This is a genomic window from Microcoleus sp. AT8-A3, from assembly GCF_036705675.1.
GTDB lineage: Bacteria > Cyanobacteriota > Cyanobacteriia > Cyanobacteriales > Microcoleaceae > Microcoleus.
Map to the genome: position 1 here is coordinate 1 of NZ_JAUBVD010000044.1, position 19644 is coordinate 19644.

The 19644-nt window shown below is 41.9% G+C and carries 11 protein-coding genes and 1 pseudogene; 9 read left to right on the plus strand and 3 right to left on the minus strand.

The window, feature by feature from the left end; translation table 11 throughout:
- Positions 1–12: 12 nt before the first annotated feature.
- The gene (gene ltrA, locus QUB51_RS22025) at positions 13–1422 is read right to left on the minus strand and encodes a group II intron reverse transcriptase/maturase (RefSeq protein WP_333263281.1); all 1410 of its coding nucleotides are present in this window, start codon (positions 1420–1422) and stop codon (positions 13–15) included.
- A 493-nt stretch (positions 1423–1915) separates the two neighbouring features.
- Positions 1916–2503 (minus strand): IS607 family transposase, encoded by a 588-nt coding sequence (locus tag QUB51_RS22030; RefSeq protein WP_333057139.1) that lies wholly within the window; start codon positions 2501–2503, stop codon positions 1916–1918.
- Positions 2504–3161: 658 nt separating this feature from the next.
- On the opposite strand from QUB51_RS22030, the gene QUB51_RS22035 reads away from it, so the two are divergent.
- The 7 genes from QUB51_RS22035 to QUB51_RS22065 all read left to right on the plus strand — a co-directional run bounded on the left by QUB51_RS22035 (position 3162) and on the right by QUB51_RS22065 (position 10554).
- Positions 3162–4181 (plus strand): type I glyceraldehyde-3-phosphate dehydrogenase, encoded by a 1020-nt coding sequence (locus tag QUB51_RS22035; protein WP_333057138.1) that lies wholly within the window; start codon positions 3162–3164, stop codon positions 4179–4181.
- Between the two features lie 356 nt (positions 4182–4537).
- Positions 4538–5491 (plus strand): GDP-mannose 4,6-dehydratase, encoded by a 954-nt coding sequence (locus QUB51_RS22040; RefSeq protein WP_333263284.1) that lies wholly within the window; start codon positions 4538–4540, stop codon positions 5489–5491.
- Positions 5492–5513: 22 nt separating this feature from the next.
- Positions 5514–6125, plus strand: a complete 612-nt coding sequence (locus QUB51_RS22045) for an aspartyl protease family protein (protein WP_333263287.1) — start codon at positions 5514–5516, stop codon at positions 6123–6125.
- An 80-nt stretch (positions 6126–6205) separates the two neighbouring features.
- On the plus strand, positions 6206–6982 hold the full coding sequence (gene rfbF / locus QUB51_RS22050) for a glucose-1-phosphate cytidylyltransferase (RefSeq protein ID WP_333263289.1): 777 nt from the start codon (positions 6206–6208) through the stop codon (positions 6980–6982).
- Positions 6979–7986: a GDP-mannose 4,6-dehydratase gene (locus QUB51_RS22055; RefSeq protein ID WP_333263292.1), complete on the plus strand. Its 1008-nt coding sequence runs from the start codon at positions 6979–6981 to the stop codon at positions 7984–7986. The genes rfbF and QUB51_RS22055 overlap by 4 nt, the downstream gene beginning before the upstream one ends.
- A 305-nt stretch (positions 7987–8291) precedes the next feature.
- The gene (locus QUB51_RS22060) at positions 8292–9617 is read left to right on the plus strand and encodes a class I SAM-dependent methyltransferase (RefSeq protein ID WP_333263295.1); all 1326 of its coding nucleotides are present in this window, start codon (positions 8292–8294) and stop codon (positions 9615–9617) included.
- Between the two features lie 16 nt (positions 9618–9633).
- The gene (locus QUB51_RS22065; protein ID WP_333263297.1) at positions 9634–10554 is read left to right on the plus strand and encodes an NAD(P)-dependent oxidoreductase; all 921 of its coding nucleotides are present in this window, start codon (positions 9634–9636) and stop codon (positions 10552–10554) included.
- Between the two features lie 32 nt (positions 10555–10586).
- Here QUB51_RS22065 and QUB51_RS22070 read toward each other — a convergent pair whose 3' ends face one another.
- On the minus strand, positions 10587–17675 hold the full coding sequence (locus QUB51_RS22070; RefSeq protein WP_333263300.1) for a tetratricopeptide repeat protein: 7089 nt from the start codon (positions 17673–17675) through the stop codon (positions 10587–10589).
- Positions 17676–17819: 144 nt separating this feature from the next.
- On the opposite strand from QUB51_RS22070, the gene QUB51_RS22075 reads away from it, so the two are divergent.
- On the plus strand, positions 17820–18023 hold the full coding sequence (locus tag QUB51_RS22075) for a hypothetical protein (RefSeq protein ID WP_333201899.1): 204 nt from the start codon (positions 17820–17822) through the stop codon (positions 18021–18023).
- Positions 18024–18129: 106 nt separating this feature from the next.
- A pseudogene (locus tag QUB51_RS22080) lies at positions 18130–19644 on the plus strand (hypothetical protein); the annotation flags it as partial.

The following is a 19644-nucleotide window of genomic DNA, read 5'->3' on the forward strand; positions in this document are numbered from 1 at the left end:
TACTTAAATGGCTTAATTGGTAGACCGCCAAAAACTGCACAAGTATAAATACTTATTGCAAAAGTGACATGCTCCCGTTGTGAAGTTCCATTCCTTCCCTTTTAATTCGCGGAAGTATTTATTCTTCACCCACTCTTTACCCTTTTTCAGGTGTCTCCTGATTGCCCATGCCCACAGCATTTTGTGAACCATGTGGTCAACGTAAGAGAATGTTTCTTTACTCACCCCCGCTCTGTAGTAGTTAGCCCATCCGATTAGCTGTTGATTGAGATGTGTTATTACGACATCTTGTGGAAGGCTTTTATTTACTCTCAACCAGTCACGCAGTTCTTGAAGGAATGCTAAAACTTTTTCCTTTTGAGGCTTGGTTAATAGTTTTCCTTTATACTGTCGTAGATTAAACCCAAGAAAGTTAATTCCTGTACCTATCTCGGCGATAGTGGTTTTGTCTTGGTTTAAAGTCAGTCCTCTTTCTTTCAACCAGTCCTCGACTATAGGCACTACTGCTTTAATATCTTCCTCGGTTCTAGCGGTGATTAGAAAATCATCAGCATATCGGATAAATCCGTATTTTGGTGATTTTACGTTCTCTTGCTGCCCCTGTCTCTTACCACTTTTTCGGATTTGGGTGGATATTTTTGTGTACTTCGTAAGAAGCTTATCCAATCCGTCTAGTGCAATGTTCGCCAGTAGGGGGCTTATTATGCCACCTTGGGGGGTTCCGCTAGTTGTAGGGTTGAATACCTCAGCTTCAACGTAACCTGCCTTTAACCATTGTTTAATTAGCTCTTTTCCTGGAAGCTCTTTGATTGCGTCGAGGATGAAGTCGTGGTTAATGTTGTCAAAAGCTCCTTTGATATCGGCATCAAGAACCCATGTGTCTTTACCTTTTTGTAGACGACTGAAGCATTGCTCTATTGCGTCATTGGTACTTCTACCTGGTCTAAAGCCATACGAATTAGCTTCAAACTTAGATTCAAAATGCGGCTCGTAAGAGTTTTTAACTATTGCCTGTAATACTCGGTCTTTGATAGTCGGAATGCCCAAAGGTCTTTTCTTACCGTCGGATTTAGGTATGTAAACTCTTTTGGTTGGAATTGCCTTCCAAGGAGTATAATTTCCCATTTCTTGGATTAGTTGTATTCTTTGTGCTGGGTTAAGAATTGTCTGGTCATCAATACCTGGCGTTCCCTTCCCCCGATTCTCCTGAGTAACTCGTCTTACAGACAATTGCAGGTTAGAATAACTCCGTAGCATAAGTTTCATAAGGTTTCTAACCTTATTCCACTCTTTGTTCTGGGTTGCCCGATAAATTCGCTGTCTTAGTTTCCTAACATTCTTCTTAATGGACTTCCAGTTAAGGTTTGCCCATTCTGAATTGAGTTCCGTGATTCCGATACCATTACTGGTTCTATCTTCCATCTTGGTTTGGATTCTTTACAGTGTTTTATCGTTTAAGACCAGTTGGAAGTTTGCAATCTTTCGATTCGGGGCAAATTTTGAACCCTTATCTCTTGCATTACACAAGAGCGTTTGCTTTCTCCAACCTCCTTTACCCTCTAGGTTTTCACCTTCCTTGCGGTTGGTTTACTCATAAGGATGAGAACCCATAGGGCTTACCATGTTTCGTGCGTTGAACATCCGTCTCATTTGGGTTCCTTCTATATTCCGGTAGAGGCTTAGTTCTTCCGTAGTTATTGAAGACATCTAACTACCGCTCTACTTACCTTTTGGTTGATGTGTATCAGCCTGATTTCACATCTTAATGGATAACGGAACTTAGGAAGATTCACTTTCGTTAACCCTCATGAGACTTTCCCTCGCTTGATTTACCCTTTTAGGCTAAGAGTATATTAAGCTTCTGTGCCTTGCTTAATGCCCATTTCATTACTTACTCTGAACACTGGCGGGGTCTCTATGACCCTTTTACATGGGAACAGGAAGAAAGAATTTCCTGGAGAAGAAGGCTCCTCAGTTCTTGTGGAACAGATTCCACTAATCGCACGACTTCATGTCGCACATCTTCAACCATTTCTCGTTCTGGAGACAACTCGTTTCTGCTGAGAACCATGAGTTGGCAATTGTTTTGCTCGCAGATCCATTTGATAAGGTCGCCACCAAACCGGCACAGTCTGTCTTGGTGTCCGACCACAACTGCTGAGATATCTCCTGACATGACTTGTCCCAGAAGGGCAAGAAGCGCTTTTCTTTTGAAGTTGAGTCCGCCTCCGATGTCTTTAAAGACTTTAGCTTGCGGATAGAGGCTTTGGAGGTAACTGACTTGCCTATCAAGGTCTTCGCGCTGTTTGTAGCTGCTGACCCTGGCGTAGATGGCTGTAACTCGGTCATGTCCGGTTCCGAGAACGCTGTCGATATCATAGCGTCGCTGGTTAGAGGGAGTTCTGATTGCTGATATTTTGCCGACAAGTTCCCAGTTTCTAAGGGTTTTGTCTGAGACTTGCAAGATTTTGCAAGCTTCTCGTGGTGTGACATATCTGGTCATCGCTAGGGGGTATTTTTGCGTTTTCCAACCATATTACCAGGTTCTACAATGATTTACCCGAATATTCTAAGAAATCGTTTACTTTGTAACATCAGTAAGCAGCAGCAGAAAGCCTAATGCCTTCTGCCTTGCAATTTCAGCCTTCTAGAAAAGTTCAGGTTTTTTGATAAACACAAAAAGTTAGAAAGGATCGAGCTTTGCGATATGATCTGGTGTCATCAGAAAGGTGGGCGGAAACCCCGTCGTTTTAAGACCGCTTTATATTAAACTATAGTTTGGTCAATGACCCACCCGCGACGATGGATTCAGACAGCCTAACGAGCGAAGTCCAGTACAACTGGCGGCGCAGACAAATCGGTAGACCGGGAAAAGAGGATAGGGCAATGGTAAACATCCCTGGAATCAAAACAACAGATAAGAATTCCTTTTAGGTATTCGACGCATAAAAACCGCTGGGCTAGCGGGGTTAGTCTGTGGAGCGAACATAAGACCAGAAAACTCCTTGTGGGTGGAGGCAGTTGCGATGAAGCAGAAACTCAAATCGTGAGGTTTGGGAATCACCGTGGCTTTAGTCCGGTGAGAATGTCAAAAGTCAATTCTTAAATTTTTCCAAAATTTAAGCCTGAGCTAGGGGCTGCCATCGTTAGGAGGTACTAAAGTGATTCGAGTCGCGATCAATGGTTTTGGACGTATCGGGCGCAGTTTTGCGCGCTGCTGGCTGGGCAGAGAAAACAGCCAGCTAGAGTTGGTAGCTATTAATGACACTTCCGATCCCAGAAGTAATGCTCACTTGCTCAGATACGATTCCATGATGGGAACGTTGAAGAATGTGGACATCAGTGCGGATGAAAATTCCATTACCCTAAATGGGAAGACAGTTAAATGCGTGAGCGATCGCAACCCGCTAAACTTGCCTTGGAAAGATTGGGGTATTGATCTGATTATTGAATCAACCGGCGTCTTCGTTGACCAAGCTGGTGCATCGAAGCATATCACTGCCGGCGCTAAAAAAGTGCTAATTACCGCTCCCGGCAAGGGTTCTGAAGTTGGCACTTATGTGATGGGAGTCAACCACCACAACTACAAGCACAGTGACTACACAGTCATCAGCAATGCTAGCTGTACTACCAACTGTCTGGCTCCTGTACTGAAAGTGCTGCACGAAAATTTTGGCATCGTCAAAGGCATGATGACCACTACCCACAGCTATACTGGCGACCAGCGCTTGCTGGATGCTAGCCACCGCGACTTGCGGCGGGCCCGGGCGGCAGCAATGAATATTGTGCCGACTTCTACCGGAGCAGCACAAGCTGTGGCTTTGGTGATTCCAGAATTGAAGGGCAAGTTAAATGGTATCGCCATGCGCGTCCCGACTCCTAATGTGTCGGTAGTTGATTTTGTGGCTCAGGTAGAGAAAAAGACTTTTACCGAGCAAGTAAATCAAGTGTTCAAAGAAGCCGCCGAAGGCTCCATGAAAGGGATTTTGGAGTACAACGATTTGCCTTTAGTTTCATGCGACTATCGCGGAAGTGATGCTTCTTCGATTCTGGATTCCAGCTTGACGCTGGTGATGGATGGCGACATGGTGAAGGTTTTGGCTTGGTACGACAATGAGTGGGGCTACAGTCAGCGGGTGGTTGACTTGGCTGAATTGGTCGCCGAACGTTGGGAAGGTTAGATCCCTGACTTCTTTCCGGCAGTCCAGCCGTCCGGCAGGGGTTGAAACCCCTGCCTCAAAGCTAAAGTCCTCTTAAGAGGACTGAGAAGAAGACTTTTAAACTTATTAGTCTTCTTAAAAAAAGTCAGAAGAAGACTTTTAAACTCATTAGTCCTCTTAAGAGGACTTTAGCTATTAGACAGGGAATTCATTCCCTGGCGGACTAGGGAGTGGCCGACAGTCAGCTTAAGTAAAATCCAAAATATGTAAGTTGGGTTGAACGATAGCAAACCCAACCTACTTCTTAGTCTGCGGAGGCAGATTTTGTTTGTGTAGGATCGGTTTCAACCGCCGAATCATCAAAGTAAATAGTTTATATGAAAAAAGCGTTAATTAGTGGTATATCAGGTCAGGACGGAGCTTATTTAGCTAAACTGTTACTAGATCGAGGTTATGAAGTTTGCGGCACCTCCAGGGACGCCCAAATGTCTAGTTTCGGAAACCTGGCCCGTTTGGGCATCCGAGACAGAGTAAAACTAGAATCCATGTCTCTCAACGATTTTCGCAGCGTCTTGCAAGTGCTTGCCAAAATAGAGCCAGATGAGGTGTACAATCTAGCAGGTCAAAGTTCCGTCGGTCTGTCTTTTGAACAGCCCGTAGAAACCCTCGAAAGCATTGCCACAGGCACATTGAATCTGTTAGAAGCAATTCGGTTTACAGGCGGGAAAATCAAACTTTACAACGCCAGTTCCAGCGAATGTTTTGGGGATACCCGAGGCAATCCAGCCGATGAAAATACGCCTTTTCGCCCCAGAAGTCCTTACGCGGTAGCGAAAGCAACCGCATTTTGGGAAGTAGCAAATTATCGGGAAGCGTACAATTTGTTTGCGTGCTCTGGTATTCTGTTCAATCACGAGTCGTCGCTGCGCCCGGAGAGGTTTGTAACGCAAAAGATTGTATCTGTTGTGTGCCGAATTGCTGCGGGTAGTTCCGAAAAACTGCATTTGGGAAATATTTCTGTGCAGCGGGACTGGGGTTGGGCACCGGAATATGTGGAGGCGATGTATTTGATGTTGCAGCAGGAAGAACCGGACGATTATGTAATTGCCACGGGTGTAAGCTATCCTTTGGAGGAGTTTGTGCAGACAGCGTTTGTTGCTGCGGGTTTGGATTGGCAGGAACATTTAGTAACGGATGCGAGTCTCTACAGACCGACGGAGATTGCAGTTGGGAGGGGAAATCCGGGTAAGGCGAAGCAAAAGTTAGGGTGGGAGGCGAAGTATAAGATGCCCGATGTGGTGCGGATGATGGTGGAGGCGAGGATGGTTTGAGGGAAAAGTATGGGGTGAAAATATGGAAGGAGAATATGCAACGGCTAAGGAGTGGTATAAAGCCAATCGCCGGGAGTTGAAGAAATATCGGGGTCAGTGGATCGCTTATACTAACCGAGGGGTGATTAGTTGCGATCGGGATTATCGAAAAATGAAGGACGGGATTCCCCCTGATACACCTAATTTAAGTTATGTGATCGGTCGCATATTTGAAAGCGAGTTTATTGAGCCTGTTAGGTTTTATCCTGTCAGAATGAGGGCATTAAAATCTCACGATTGGCAGCCCAGATATGAACTGCATCTAAAAGTTCAGAACTCGGCAAGAGTCGAAATGCTGGTGGATTCGGGAGCTGAACTCAGCTTAATCACTAAGCAGCTTGGTGAAGATTTGGGTTGTAGTAGAACTGCTGGAGAGAGTATCAGTAAAGCAGAGGGAGTTGGTGGCAGTATTGAATATCTGTTGCGAGATATTGAAATGGAGTTGGATGGTCATATTTTTACTGCCCCTGTAGCTTGGGCACAAACTGATTTTTGTCAAGAGGTTCTTTTAGGGAGGGAAGTAGTTTTTGATTTATTTGATATAGAATTTAAACAGGCTGAGGAGACGATTATTTTTAAGTGGCGTAGCGGGTAGCCATTCTTCTTCCATACACTACAATTTCACGAGCCCACTTTGAATAAAGATGAGTTGATGACGTTTAAAGCTGTGAAACAATGCAAGTAGTTATATTAGCCGGCGGTTTGGGGACACGTCTCCGAGAAGAAACAGAATTTCGTCCCAAGCCCCTAGTAGATGTGGGGGGGCATCCGATTCTCTGGCACATTATGAAGACCTATGCCCATTACGGTTTCCGGGACTTTATTGTGTGTTTGGGCTATCGCGGCAACATGATTAAGGAGTATTTCCTGAATTATGAAGCTATGAATAATGATTTTACTATTTGCTTGGGTCGCCAGAATTGCATTACTTATCACGAGGAGCATCGCGAGCAAGATTTTAAGGTGACACTGGCGGAAACTGGCTCGAACACTATGACTGGGGGGCGGGTGAAACGTGTGGAGAAATACATTGCCGAGGATACCTTTATGGTGACATACGGTGATGGAGTTGCTGATATCGATATTGGAGCTTTGGTGAATTTTCATAAGGCTCATGGTAAGCTGGCAACTGTTAGTACAGTTCGTCCAATATCCCGATATGGTATTTTAGATGTGAACAACCAAGGCCAAGTTCTGGAATTCACCGAAAAACCTCAAATAGATGGCTGGGCTAGTGCGGGATGGTTGGTACTTCACCGCAGCATATTTGACCATTTAGACGGGGATGATTGTCTTTTAGAGCAAGAGCCGTTACAGCGCTTAGCGGGAGAAGGTCAATTGATGGCTTACCGCCACGAAGGTTTCTTCTTTGCGATGGATACTTACCGCGAGTATAAATATTTGAATGAACTTTGGGATAATGGAGAGGCTCCTTGGAGGGTGTGGGAATGAGTGAGTTTTGGCGCGATCGATCGGTATTGGTGACAGGTTGCACTGGCCTTTTGGGTAGCTGGTTAGTAGCTGAATTAGTGCAACGGGGGGCAAGGGTAACTGGATTAGTCAGAGACTGGGTGCCAAAATCCAGACTTTATACAGAAGACTGGCATCAGCAAATTAACATAGTGCGCGGGTGCGTACAAGATTTACAAACCCTAAAACGAGCGATCAATGAGTATGAAGTAGACACGGTATTTCACTTGGCTGCTCAATCTATTGTGGGTGTTGGTAACCGAGATCCGCTAGAGACTTTCGAGACAAATATTAAAGGTACTTGGAACCTGCTAGAAGCCTGCCGCCAAATTGGGGGTGTCAGTCGAGTTGTTGTGGCCTCTAGCGACAAAGCTTATGGAGATCAGTTGGTGCTGCCCTACGACGAGACAACACCCCTGCAAGGAGAGCACCCCTATGATGTTTCTAAAAGTTGTGCAGATTTGATTTGTCGGACTTATTATGTCAGCTACAGGATGCCAGTATGCGTAACCCGCTGTGGCAATTTTTACGGTGGTGGAGACTTAAATTTTAATCGTATAGTACCCGATACAATTCGGTCAACTTTGCGGGACAAGCAAGTGGTACTCCGCAGCGATGGCAGTTATATCCGAGACTATTTCTATGTGAAAGATGGGGTTTTAGCTTATTTGCATCTAGCTGAGCAGATGGACAGACGAGAAATATGGGGAGAAGCGTTTAATTTCAGTAATGAGCTGCAAATCCCGGTGCTGGAAATGGTGCGTAAGATTTTGGAATTGATGGATAAGAGTCATTTGGAGCCAATTATTTTGAATCAGGCTAAAAATGAAATCAAGCATCAGTATCTTTCAGCAGAGAAGGCACGCAGGCTGTTGCATTGGAAACCCCAGTATTCTCTTGAAGAAGGACTGCGCGAGGCCATTCAATGGTACGATAAATTTCTCAACGTTGACAGCCCAACATTGGCATTGATTAAGCAGGGATAGAACTGCTGTGCCTTGCTGAGCTAGTTTTGTTTCACAAGAGATATCTTCACAACTAGATGAACTGCAAGTATACTGGCCAGCAATATATCTGGTAAAGCTAGAGGTTTTTAGTGGTATGGGCGTTAGTAACTTTCGACAGTCGCTCGCAACTATCAATTCTCTAGTTTTTCATTCCTAACAGAGATGTTAGAGTAGAGGCAGTTACGAGAGACTGATGATGCTAAGCTATTGATTGGCAGACAAGAGTATTAACTTAATCAACCAACTCACTCAACCGCTTGAATATTTTCACTTTGGAGAACCATATGACGCACTCAGTCCCCGGCACAGTTAAAGAAATTACTAAATGTCGAATTTGTGGCAACGAAAATCTCACCCCTGTTTTAAATCTTGGCGAGCAATGCCTCAGCAGTGTTTTTCCAGCCGTAGATTCCCCTAATCCATCGATTTCGCCTCTCGATCTAGTTCTGTGTGACGGCGATGATTCAAGTGATATTTGTCGGATGCTACAATTCAAGCATACCGCTAATGTATCGGAAATGTACGGGACGACTTATGGCTACCGTTCGTCCACCAGTCGCACGATGCGTAGTCACCTAGAGTCAAAGATTAAACACCTGCTCGAACTTGTACAGCCGAAGGATGGCGACATCGTATTAGATATCGGTTGCAATGATGGCACTGTGCTGAATTTGTATCGGAACCTTGGGCTGGTTCGAGTTGGGATGGACCCATCCAGTGAAAAATTCGCTGATAATTTCGATCCTGATATTCAGGTTATTTATGATTTCTTTTCGGCGGATCGCTTGCGTAGCATCATTGGAGAGCGTAAATGTCGCATAATCACTTCAATTGCGATGTTTTACGACCTGGAAGACCCAGTAGGCTTCATGCGTCAAATTCACTCCATACTGGCTCAAGACGGGGTATGGGGTTTTGAGTTGTCGTATATGCCGATGATGTTGACTAACCTGACCTACGATCAAGTTTGTCACGAACACATAACCTATATGGGTTTGCGCCAAATCTTTTGGATGGCGGAACGTGCTGGTATCAAAATACTGGATGTGAGCTTGAATGATATCAATGGTGGTAGTTTTTACCTCATTGCAGCCCGGGATGATAGTCCGAGGGAGCCTAACCATCACAATATTAAGAAGCTCCTTGATTATGAGGAGCCACTTAGCACAATAGCTCCTTTTGATCGTTTCCGCAATCGCGTTCTTCAGCATCGTGATGAAGTGCGTAATTTTTTCAGTCTCACCCGCGCTGCTGGCAAAAAAGTCTATGGCTATGGAGCATCGACAAAGGGAAATATTGTACTGAATTTTTGTGATATTACCCCGAAAGACCTGGTTGCTATCTGTGACTTGCAACCTCAAAAACACGGTTTGGTTACGCCCGGTACGCGCATTCCAATCATTAGCCAAGAAGAGCTACGGCGCAATCAACCTGACTATGTATTTGTCTTGATCTGGCATTTCCGTCGCGAAGTAATTGAGGATGAGATTGAGTATCTGGAGAAAGGGGGAAAGTTGGTGTTTGACTTACCACGCTTGCATATTGTCGATCGCGACAACTACAAACGCTATTTGAGTGCTCCTTTTGAAGAATTAGCTTTTCCTTTGTAAATTAGGCTGATAAACCATGAAAAAAGTGCTAGTAACAGGTGCGACTGGTTTTATTGGTAGACACACGATCGCACCTTTAACTGCTGCGGGTTTTGAGGTTCATGCTGTCACCTCTAAAATTCCACTAAATTCAACAGATGTAAACGGGAAATGCTGTTGGCATAGCATGAATTTATTAGATCCCATGCAAGTTAAAAATCTGGTGTCTACCGTCAAGCCAACTCACCTGCTGCACTTTGCTTGGTACAACATTCCGGGAAAATGTTTAGTAGCAGAAGAAAATTTCCTTTGGGTACAAGCTAGTTTAGAATTACTAAGACATTTTCGAGAACAAGGCGGGGAACGAGTTGTCATGGCTGGTAGCGCCTTGGAATATGATTGGAACTACGGTTACTGTTCGGAAGTTTTAACTCCAAGAAACCCCCATACAGTTTACGGTGTTTGCAAAAATGCTTTGCAAGAAATGTTAAAAGCTTATGCAGAAATCACTAAACTTAGTAGCGCTTGGGGGCGTGTTTTTAATGTTTATGGTCCTTACGATCACCCTAAGCGTTTAGTATCATCAGTTATACTTTCTTTGTTGAAAAACGAACCTGCTTTGTGTTCTGATGGTAATCAACTACGGGATTATCTTTATGTTGAAGATGTGGCTAACGCTTTTGTTGTACTTGTAGAAAGTAATGTTACTGGTGAGATTAATATAGCTTCAGGAAAGCCTGTAGCTGTTAAAGAAATTATTTATAAAATTGCAGCAAAACTAGGAAAGACAGATTTAGTAAGTCTAGGGACTATTCCTACATCTGCTAGCGAACCTCGCTTATTTGCTGCCAATATTTCCCGTTTATCAGAAGAAGTTAGTTTTTCAGCGGAATATGATTTAGACAATGGTTTAGATCGGACGATTATCTGGTGGAAAGAGAGACTGCTTGACAGATAGTAGTGATACGTTATGGCAGAGATGTTATGAGTTTATCTTATATCGGCAGAGATTAATAAAGCCTTGAGTGATTCAATATTAAGAATTGCTTCTTCGGTATGTTCGCCATTGTAAAGTAGTTGACGCAAGTAAGATGATCCCAAACCAACTTCTGCTTTGAGTAAGAAATGTTCAAGACCAAGATAACAACACCACCAATAGTAGTGATAATAGTTTGGCAAGTGCATATGAGGCAGGAAAATTTCTATCACTTTTGTTCCGGGCTGACAAAAGGCTAAGTTGGTCAATCCAGCACCACATATACCTACTACAACTTTTGCACCAGAAAATAATGATATTTTTTCTGCTACTGACAGCAGTTCCCCGTCTATAGTGATAAAACCTAGTCGGGCTAAAAATTCTATCACTTCGTTTTCATTAATAAATTTTCTGCCCCTTGCTAAACGTCGACTAATATATATTCTTTCCGGTTTGTCTTCTAGGGATTTAGGTACGGATTGCATTAATCTATCTCTCAAAAAATTAAGACTGCTTCGGCGCAAGAGAGATACAGGGGATGTCGCTATCAACCGATCTGCTTTTACATGATTGTATCCCTTATCAACATCTAAGATTTTACTGGAAGGAATTCCTAAAATGTCTAGTGTTTCTTTGTGAAAACCCGAATATTCTGACAGAACAAATTTATCTACATTCCTGAGATCGATTCCTGCCTTTTCTATAAGTCCCAACTTGGGTAGGATATCGATCATCCAGTGATAATAGTTCCTGTAACTAAACCCTCCTATGACTGCTACTGTACCTTTTATGTGGTAGGTAGGTGGAAAATTCATACCTGAGAAATTACCATTGTATTGAACATCAATAACACTAGAGTGGTAAGTATCAAGCAATACCTTATTATCAGGAGCAATAAAATAGTTTTTATCGTGGTATGAGTAGGGTTGGTAATATCGACCTCCGGGAATTATAGCAACAAAATTTTTGGGGAGCTGAACAGTCGATATAAATCCATATTTATCAGGAACATCGTTGGTTTCACTAGAGTCGATTTCAATATATTCAGTGGAATTGAAGGCAACAGCCCACTCATGAGTTGTATTGTAAAATCCTTCGGGAGTAGCTTCCGGCTGATTTTCGGACTCAAAAGTATTAGCTTTCTCTGATTTACCTTGTTTTTCCAAAATATCGGCTAATTTTACTACAGCCTCTTGATATGTTCTGCTATCTCTTTGGTTAATTATTTCTTGCAAGTAAGTTGATGCTTCATCAAGCCTATTATTATGAATAAGGCAATCTGCTAAACTTAGATAAACTTGGTAATCTTTTAGAGAAATTTGCAGTGCTTTCTCGTAATATTTTATCGCTAAATCAAATTGATTGTGGCGGTATACTGCTAACCCCAGATGATAGTAGGTTTTAGCATCTTTAGGGTTAATTTGAAGTGCTTTTTGGTAGTAAATAACAGCAGAGTCTAGTTGATTAGTCTGTGCTAAAGCATACCCCAAGTTGAAATATATTTCATCAGTTATAGTAGCAGTATCGTCTACACCTTCTAGGAATTTCTGGTAAGCATATATCGCTTCATGCCACTTACATCTAACAATTAATACTTGGGCAAGACAGGCATAAAAATCGTCTGAAGTTGGTTCCTTAAGTAAAGCTGTAAAAAACTTGGTTTTCCAAGCGGTTTGTGTATCTAGTTTATTTTCTTTTGCTAAGGTTTCAGCCTGCTTTGCGTAAGCAATTGCAACATCGGGTTCAAGCACAATAGCACGGTGATACGCTGGAATAGCTCTCTCCCATAAAGCATTTTGAGCAAAAATATCTCCTACTTGCCACCAAGAAACTTGCTGTAAGATATCTGGGATTGAGTTTTGCTGTGCTATATCCCAGACTAAGTTAGCATATCTTCTGCTATTTGGTTGCACTTTTGAGATGTTTTGGCAAGCAGATATCGCCGCTCGTTTGTATGGTGAGTTAAGCAACGCCACTTTGCTATATGCGGCAAATGCTTCTTCTAACTTCCCTTGGTATTCAAACTTTATACCTAAATTAAAATAATAATAATAATAATTTGCCAGATTTGTATCATCAGGTTTATATAGCAATTCAAGTCCTATACCGTTAATAGCAAAAACTTTACCTTGGGCAAAGAAACGAATTTCTAAGTCTACAGCATCAATCAAGTCTAGAAAAAACTCTACTCTATTACAGAGAATATCAATATCCTGTTCGTAAACCACGCTTGACTTGTCGATCACTACATCAAGTCTCAAACCGACATTAGGCTGGTCTTTGCTTAATTCGGGAAACTCAACATCTATCTTGATGCCATACAATCCATCGGGTAAGCTGATATACGGACCATAAGAAACTAAACCGTGATGGTCTTTACAGCTAATTAGTTGCTGACCATTCTCAGTAGAAACTAAGTTTCCGCCTACTACAGTTAATTGTTCAGGTTTTATCGTAAATATTTCCAGGGAATTTTCCTGTTTGAATAAGGAAAATATTGGTTTCTGTTTTTGGTTCATTACTTTGATAACTGCAGCATTAATTTTTTGCCAATCTACATCATAATTAGCAAAACCTATTTTCACATTATCATCGCGATAATCATTAGGAATTAGTAGGGGTGCTGCCGCATTTTCTCTGATATGTGAAGACCACTCTCCTTTCTCTAATAATATAGAGTCAATGATCCCATGAACCACACCTGGTTTGTTGGCAATCCAGAGAGGAAATGTTAAGCCAGATCCATAGGCGGATATGTAAAAATCTATTACTCTCGACCAGACAGCCCTTTCACAGTTCATCGCTCCTATTAAATTATAAATGGGTACATTAGTCGATATTTTTTTTACTATATCTGCCACTATTGATTGTTCTCTTTTCATCTCCAACTCAGAACGAGGATCGGGTTTTTCAGTTTGACCCCAACCATCAAAAACAACTGCCAAATCGGGAAAGATGGTAGATAAACTGTTGATAATATTTGCTAGGCCTTCTATCTGAGACAACCATACTCTAGAGTGTCCGCGCAGTCCAATCCAGACGAAGGGGAAATGTTTTCTAGCTACTTCTATTTCTTGCAAAACACTTGGAGAACATTTAGCAATAGCACCTTTATAGAGTCTGTTGCTTAAATCTTCTTTGATCACTAAATCAGTTGACCATACAGCTAAGTAGTTATTAGCTAAAATTGTTTCAAACAAACTATCGGGATTGGTCAGATGCAGTATCTTATCTATAGGAATTTCTGGATAAGTATCGCCTAAATTAAAATACTCAAAGCTTCCGATTAAGAACTTATCTATTTTATCTAAGGTTTCATTGTCATATAAATATTGAATCCCCGATAGCTCATTCCAGACGAAATGGGCTAGATTGTTCATATAACCTAAAACGGCAGCTACCTCTTTTCTTATATCGGTTGATAAGTAGGAGTTAACTAACTGCCAATGACTAACAAAGTTAGCCTTGAGCGCGTTAATTATTTGATCTTCTTTTGCATAACAATCATGTCCTGAAACAAAAGTAATAATTAACTCGCGATTGGGAAAGTAAATAAAACTTTTATCTCCCAATACAGGAGTAGCACATACTAAATAAAATACTTCGCCACCCACAAATCGATAAATATATATGGGATGAACTCCAGTCCAAGTACCTGGATGAGGGTAGTGATAAACAAATGATTGATTTGTTCTCAACACCTCTCCCGTGGAAGGACAAACTGAATAAATGTACCCTGTTTCGACTATGCTTTGCTGAAAATATCTGCCTTTTTTAATGTCATATATACTATTGTTACCTCGTAAGTCCTTACCTCCCTTCCGAGAGAGTTGAACAGGTTCATTAGAAGTAAAACTGTTGATGTATATTTCTTCTAGCTCAATATCATCTTTTGCAATTAATTCCAGATTAGCTATGGAAAAACCGGCTTTTTCCATAAAGTTTCGCTCTTCATCACTTAAAGCAGAGATATTAAGAGCTTTATATTGGCTGGTCTGACTAAAGTATTTATATGTATCTTCCCGGTCAATTTCAGTTGGGTAATCAGGATTATCCTCATCAAGCAAACGCATTTTGTTCAATCCCAACCATATATTTTCGTAAATAAGACTTTCATTGAAGGTTTTTTTAGAAGATTTACTGAAAACTGTTATAGCCTCATTCATCATCCCTTCTTTAGCTAGGACTATGGCTAAATTATGGTGAGCTTTAGTGGCTAAGTTCCAATCATTCTCGAACAATTGGTCGTAGCAGGAAATTACCTGTTCCAATAAACCCTGTTTTATTAAGCTGCTGATTAACTCCGTGTAAGCTTCTGGTTGTTTCGAAGATGCTATCGCCTTTGCTAAATAATTGTGGGGGTTCAGTTCCGCCGCCCTGCGGTAGGCAGCCAATGCCTGTTGCTGTTGGCCTTTTATTTGCAGGCTCTTCCCTAAATTGAAATAGTATTCAGTGGCGGTCGCATCGTTACGAGGCTGATATATTAAAGTCATCTCTATGGAATTCACAGCAAATGCTGCACCAACCGACCAAAAACGAATTTCTAAATCTATAGCATTTACAAAATCGATGAAAAGTTCATGATCTTTTTGACCGCAGTAAATACTTGATTCATAAATAACCAAACTTCGCTCTATAGCCACATCAAACTTGAACCAGAGAGCTTGACTGTTTTCAACTGAATTTAAACTTGATTGGGAATACTCACGATCCAATTCAATTTTAACTCGATACACTCCGTCCGGCACACTAATGTACGGACCATAGGAAACCTGTCCCTGATTCCCCGCATTACTGACTAGCTGCTTACCTTGAGACCCATCTATTAGTTGACCGGAAATCAGAGTTAACTGATCGGGAGTAATGCACCAAGAACAGATTCCTTTTAAGCTACTTAAAAAAAAATCATGGGGAGACTCCTCTCCCAGATCAGATAACCGTCGCCAGTCATTAATTACCGATACCGCGTCTCCGTGATTGACAATTTTTTCCCACATTTGATTGTAGTTATCTATAACTTGCTGTAGCTTGGTCTGTTTTTGTTCAAGCACAGCATAAGCCTGCGTCAGGTTAGTAGGTTTCGCCTTAAGAAAATGCCTGTATCTGTGGATATTTTTCTTCAAGTATTCTGGTACATCCTTTCCTTCTATGTCGGCTAGGTCAAAGTAATACTCTCCTGAAGCTTCAAACTCTAAAGTCGGTCTACAAATATCATACTTCAGTTTTTCTACTCCCCTTGCATCCGAATCGTCTACTTCGGCATGAGCAAAACTTTGTATTTTGTAGCTATTTGATAGGGGAGTTCCAAACCAGGTAAATGACCAACCACCTTTAGCTATGTAGGGGTGTCCAAAATTGCGAGACTCATTAATGTACCCAGCTTTGCTGTCGCTGGCAAAATTCCCGGCATCTGAACGTCTGACTTGGGTAGCAGTTCTTTGCTTTAAATTTTTATATTTACAAGCGAGTGTTCCACACCACCACTCGCTTTGTAAATTATCTAAGTTGTGGGCATATAAATCATGGGTGAAAATTACAAAATCGTTATTTGAGAGCAATTGTATTGCCTCATTAATTTTGTCTTTTCTCGGTATCTCATCAGCATCACTCACTAAAATAATATCTTCGTCTTGACATTCAAGTTCTATCAAAGCCAAACCAATGCAGTCCCTTTGATAATTTTCAAGAGGCCATCGATTATTGTTTTGGACTTCTGGCATATCATCCACAATGTAGTGGATAATTTGATCTTGATACTCAGCAAACTCATGGATAAACTCTTTAAAGTATAAAGGCTTTAGTTGTCCACTATGAGTTTTCGTCGCTTCAACCAAAATAAATTTATCTACTACATCCTTTAATTCCTCTATTCTAATTTTTAAGATATCTATTTCATTAAAAAAAGGAAAACAGTCATATATACGTGGTTTCCTTACCACAGGTTGCGGATAAATTTCAATGTTTTCTTTGTTGCTTGAGGCTGTAACACTTGCTTTTTTGATTTTGAAAGCCTGCTGGAAGGAATATATTGCCCTGACCATATTATTATTTTTACAATTATTTCCTACTTTCAAATAATAGTCAATCGCCTTGGCATCTTCCCCTGGGTGATAAACCAAGGTAAATTCTATGAAATTCACAGCAAATAATTGACCCATCGCCCAAAAGCGAACTTCTAAATCTTTAACATTTACCAGGTCTATAAAAAACTCTTGTTTCTGCTGGTGGGTATAAATATTTTCCTGATACACCACCAAGCTTTGATCCATCGCTACATCAAGTTTGAATCCAATAATTTCAGAATTTTCTCGTTTTTGTTCTGAAGTTAGAGCGGGGAATTCACAGTCAATTATAACTCGATATAAGCCATCGGGTAAAGTAATATAAGGACCATAAGACACTTGCCCCTGGTTTCCTTCTCTACTGACTAACTGCCAGCTACCGCCGGTTTGAAGAAGCTGTCCTGAAATTAATTTTAACTGTTGGGGATTAATTCGGAAAGCTTGACTCTCTTCTAAGTTATCGCTGTTATGAGGTTGAATCTCTAGGAGATTGCGACAAGCTTCCAAGTCATTTGGATTTAGCTGTAGGGCGCCGCGATAAGAAGAGATCGCCCCTTCCAAATCCAACTGAGTTCGCTGTTGCAGCAATTCCCCCAGCTTATACTGAATCCAATCGGTCTCTGGGTTAAGCTCGCTGGCACGGCGATAAGCCGCGATCGCCTCATCTAGCTGACCCAGTTTTGCTAAACTATGCCCTAACCCACAGTAAGTCCCGAAATGTTCGGCATTGAGTTCAATGGCTCTGCAGAAAGCAACAACCGCTTCCTGCCACTGTTCCTGTCGCTCTAAAGCATCCCCCAAGTGATGATAAGACCAAGAAAAATCCGGGTTGAGTTCTATCGCGTGCCGATAAGCTGCGATCGCTTCCTCGAATTGACCGAGTTTTGCGAGAGCTTCCCCTAAATTGTGGTGAGACCAGGAGAGGTCAGGATTTAACTCAATGGCACGGCGGAAAGCTGCGATCGCCTCCTCCAGACTCCCTAACTCTACAAGTCGAGCGCCCTCGTCCAAATAATCAACGGCATTTTTTTTGGCTTCCATCTTGAGTTACTGTCAATGGTGCTAAGCTGATGAACTACTTCAGGTTACACTAAGTCGTGTACCTTTGACAAGATGTAACCTTAATGACCTAACCTTAGTGTAAACTGTGGTTGAATCTCGGACTCTTGAGAGGCGATGTACTTGATGTTGCAGCACGAACAGCCTGATGGCTGGGTAAGTGCAACAGGTGAAAGTCATCATGGGTTGTCAGAAATTCTGGCGACAGTGCTTGATGCCAGATTAAACCGGCAGGAACATATAGCGATCAACGCCAGTCTTAATAGACTAACGGAAATTGCTGTAATATTAAGCTGCGCTTGGGGAGCATTTATGGGAAAATTGGGTTGACTGGTAGATTAGTCGCATGGCATCGGTATCAGTATCAATTGCCTCTATTCACAAAACTCTCAAAGAAGACTAAATTTAATATATACGAAAGACAGGAGAAGCGCCAATGCACGAATGGAAAAGAACGTTTTTTTTCACTCAAAAAGAGTTTTATTACAATCGTATAAGATTTAACAATCCTACCGAAAGAGCTGTAGAAATACCTATTGCCTTTAACTTTTTGGCAGATCTCAAAAAACCAGCAAGCATACTTGAAGTGGGAAATGTACTCTCTCATTATGAAAATCATTTGAGTGAAACGCTTGGTATAACATCAAGACGAATTGTCGATAAATTTGAAGTAGAAGTAGGGGTAGATAATGAAGACTTAATGAACCTGCCGTCTGCCCAAAAGTACGACGCGATAGTCTCACTTTCGACAGTCGAACACATTGGACAAAAAGGAGATCCTTCTGGTGGATATGGAGAGCAGGAAGAAAACCGCGATCTTGAAGGTCCCTTAAAAGCAATTGCTAAAATATACGACATACTTGCTCCTGATGGCAAAGCTTTGATTACCGTTCCTTTTGGAAAACTTATAGATGGGGAATGGTATATTCAGTTTAGTAAAGAGTATTTGTATCTTTTAGGTAAAAAATATGGAATTCCTAAAGAGGCTGTCTCAGTTAATTGCTTAAAGCTAATAGACCGAGAAACAAATGGCAGTAGTTTTAACGTGCTTTGGGAAGAGTTAGATGCTCTTGAACTGAGTTATGTGGAATACGGGTCGCCTTTTTCTCAAGCAAATGCGATCGCAGTTATCGAGCTTTCCAAGCTTTCAAGTGACTTTCACTTGAAATTAAATGTCGAGCCGAGTCCTCTTTTATACAATATGCCCTATGAGACGCGGACAGAATTTGAGCAAAACAAGGCTCTGCTACAGCAAACTCAAAGTGAATTGGCAGAATTTCAGTTGCACTTGCAACTGAGTCAGAGGGAATTGGAACAATCCCAAGCACTCCAGCACCAGACTCAGAGTGAATTAGAACAATCCCAGTTACAACTCCATCAGACTCAGAGTCAATTGGAACAATCCCAGTTACAACTCCATCAGACTCAGAGTCAATTGGAACAATCCCAAGCACTCCAGCACCAGACTCAGAGCGAATTGGAACAATCCCAAGCAATCCAGCACCAGACTCAGAGCGAATTGGAACAATCCCAAGCACTCCAGCACCAGACTCAGAGCGAATTGGAACAATCCCAAGCACTCCAGCACCAGACTCAGAGTCAATTGGAACAATCCCAGTTACAACTCCATCAGACTCAGTGTCAATTGGAACAATCCGAGTTACAACTCCATCAGACTCAGAGTGAATTAGAACAATCCCAAGCAATCCAGCACCAGACTCAGAGTCAATTGGAACAATCCCAGTTACAACTCCATCAGACTCAGAGTGAATTGGAACAATCCCAAGCAATCCAGCACCAGACTCAGAGTGAATTGGAACAATCCCAGCTACAACTCCATCAGACTCAGAGTGAATTGGAACAATCCCAAGCACTCCAGCACCAGACTCAGAGTGAATTGGAACAATCCCAGCTACAACTCCATCAGACTCAGAGTGAATTGGAACAATCC